This is a genomic window from Vibrio sp. Vb0888 (assembly GCF_033338835.1).
In the GTDB taxonomy this organism is placed as follows: Bacteria; Pseudomonadota; Gammaproteobacteria; order Enterobacterales; family Vibrionaceae; genus Vibrio; species Vibrio alginolyticus.
Window position 1 is genome coordinate 1 of record NZ_JAWOTL010000213.1, and the last position, 1194, is coordinate 1194.

General features: G+C 47.8%; 1 protein-coding gene and 1 pseudogene. Both read left to right on the plus strand.

Annotation, left to right across the window (positions count from 1 at the left end; genetic code table 11):
• A partial coding sequence (locus R7P72_RS25105; RefSeq protein WP_029852828.1) for an EamA family transporter occupies nucleotides 1-275 on the plus strand: 275 nt, incomplete at its 5' end.
• 213 nt (nucleotides 276-488) lie between these two features.
• A pseudogene (locus R7P72_RS25110) lies at nucleotides 489-1194 on the plus strand (GGDEF domain-containing protein); the annotation flags it as partial.

The window sequence follows — 1194 nt, forward strand, 5'->3', positions numbered from 1 at the left end:
TCAAAGGCTGGGCGGCGGTGACATACGTCGGCTTGTTTGAGATGGGAGTGACGTTTGTGCTGTGGTTGAGCGCCTTAAAGTTAACCCAAAACACGGCGCGCATCAGCAACCTGATATTTGCTTCGCCATTTATCTCGTTGATGTTGTTGGCCACCATTATTGGTGAAAAAATCCACCCATCGACGCTGATTGGACTTGTCTTAATCATCAGTGGTTTGGTCATCCAACAGGTGACTTGGGGTAAAAAAGCCAAGGCGGCGAACGCATCGCAATAGTTGGTCATGCCCAAAAAACCTAGGACAATATGAAAACGGAGAAATGAAACGAGTTGGATAAAAAAGAGAGCTCGCTAACATTTTATTGATCGAAAGTGCCTTCAGTCGCTTGGAATTGTTCAAGCGTTGGATACGATATAACCAAAGCCCAGCCGCTAAACGCGGCGACATTCCTATAAATATTTGTGGGCACTTCAGGATACTTTACTAATTATGTTTCGCTTCGCTATTCCTTCACCGTTGATGACTGACTGGCAACACGCTCTGCAGCAATGCTGTGATGCCACTCAAGCTCAGGGACAACTTTATACCCTGAGCTACACCAAACAATGGCTATCCAGTGAGGTATCCACCTCGCCACAAAATCACCGCGCCATCGTGGCGATGATTGAGCAAAACTGCGCGCAATTTTCCGCGCCGTACTTTGACGTAGTTTGCTCACAATTTGATGATGAAAACCTGAGTCTTTGCCCAGTATGGCTACCGAATGAGGAGCTGTTTGCCGTTGTGACGTTGACGCACTCAACGCAGCAAAAGCAAACCGTTTCTGCGTGGCTGAGCGCACTGGCAGGCCGCATCAGTTTTGATGTTAGCCAGCATTATCATCAAGAGCTCAAACGTCATCACTCACACGCCAACAAACCACTGCCAACGCTGCAAGAATTCATCGATTGTCTGGATGACCACATCTGGATCAAAACCACCGATGGTCTGTACGCCATGACTAACCGCAGCGTGGAACAGGCGTGGAAAAAGTCTAACGATGACATTGTCGGGAAGAACGACTTTGACCTTTTCAGCGCCGAACGCGCGGAAAAATTCATTGATGCCGACCGATTAGTGGTCGCTACTGGCAAACAGAACAGCGTTGAAGAGTTTCGCCAAATTGATGAAAACAACAACCCAACTTGGCTGGAAA